This is a genomic window from Escherichia sp. S10b (assembly GCF_028421345.1).
Classification (GTDB): Bacteria; Pseudomonadota; Gammaproteobacteria; order Enterobacterales; family Enterobacteriaceae; genus ECMA0423.
Genome location: NZ_JAHZSO010000028.1, coordinates 1 through 1,074, shown reverse-complemented (window position 1 = coordinate 1,074; position 1,074 = coordinate 1). Strand labels below are relative to the sequence as shown.

1 pseudogene is annotated in these 1,074 nt (G+C 39.6%); it reads right to left on the bottom strand.

The annotated features are described in order from the left end of the window. Positions 1-80 precede the first annotated feature (80 nt). A pseudogene (locus FTE26_RS02075) lies at positions 81-989 on the bottom strand (hypothetical protein); the annotation flags it as partial. Positions 990-1,074 lie beyond the last annotated feature (85 nt).

The window sequence follows — 1,074 nt, the reverse complement described above, 5'->3', positions numbered from 1 at the left end:
GTTGGTGTGGCGGCCTCAGTCCGGAACAATTTGAAAACAAGAACCTCGCTTAGGCCTGTGTCCATATTACGTGGGTAGGATCACAATCCCTGAACATCTTCATCTGCTGCAACCAATCGAGTATACATGTCAGGACGATATTTTCCATATTTCATTACATCAATCTCTCCCTGAGCGGGCATAACATTCCCTGGTATTGTTTTTTGCATAAGAGTAGATGTTCCTTTATGAGTCCACGAATAATCAGGGCTAGAACCCTCTCCATATTCATCGAGTACTTTATGCCCCATTTCATGAGCACTATCCCATTTATATCTGTTATTAGCGTCAAGAAGCGCCTGTAATTCATCTTGAATATCCTTATAACTATCACCGTAGTTATAATATATTTTTTCAAATCCTGATAGACTAACGGATGCCTGAAAGTCAGGATCTAATGATGATATCAAAGAAAAAGTTCGCATGGATGGAGTAATATTTATCTCAGCCTTTACATTTACTTTAAAAACACCAATCGCTGTAACAATATTTTCACCAATCCCCCCGCCGCGACTTCCATTTCGAGACCAATAAAATTCAACTCCATTTTTGGTCAGGTTAACCAAGTCGTTATAAGGAACTGGGGATAACTTAGGATTACTTCCTTTTATCCCTCCATCACTAACTGCCAGTCGCCATATTATATCTACTGTTTTTTGTTTTCTGTCTACCTTTACATCGACCCATTTTTATTCCTCTGGTGAATTATGAAGTGGATAATCAACTTTTATCATCATATCACCACATAAAGCAATCAGTCTTACGAGTAGTGATTTGCTTTTTAGCTTAGTTGTATCCAGTATGCCTTGATTACTGTAGCCATCCCATTGCCAGGCATGCTCTCCCTTATCAAAATATTTACCGGTCTGCTGTTCACTGTAAATCACTTCATTACCATCAAGCACTTCCAGAGAAAGTCCTTCAGCCTCATCGCCTTTATTTGTGATAGTATGTAGTGGTCAAGTAATATTGGCCACGGTTTTACAGTAAAAATGGTATCTGTTCTCTGACTCTTCCGGCGTCAGCCCACCGTTA